The organism is Iodobacter violaceini (genome assembly GCF_011601265.1).
GTDB classification, from domain to species: Bacteria; Pseudomonadota; Gammaproteobacteria; order Burkholderiales; family Chitinibacteraceae; genus Iodobacter; species Iodobacter violaceini.
The window spans coordinates 1-244 of the sequence record NZ_JAAOLX010000059.1; the positions used below are offsets into that span (position 1 = coordinate 1).

Genomic DNA, 244 nt, shown 5'->3' on the forward strand with positions numbered 1-244 from the left:
TCAATGTTTCGCTCAGCACCGCCACCACCAAACCAGAAACCTATGCCTTTAACCTGGGTGGCGGATCAGCGAGTGCAGCCGATTACGGCACAGCCACCTTCAGCAATGGCGTCACTTACAACGCAACTACGGGTCTGATCACCGTGCCTGCAGGCGTGACCAACTTCGCCGTTACTCTGCCAACCGTGGATGACGCGCTGGTTGAAATCACTCCGGAAACCGTTCCTCTGACCATTGGCGGCGT

The 244-nt window shown here is 57.0% G+C and carries 1 protein-coding gene; it reads left to right on the forward strand.

Annotation, left to right across the window (positions count from 1 at the left end; all coding sequences use genetic code 11):
- Window positions 1-244: hypothetical protein (locus HA050_RS21845; RefSeq protein ID WP_166830597.1), on the forward strand; the 244-nt coding region annotated here is incomplete at both ends.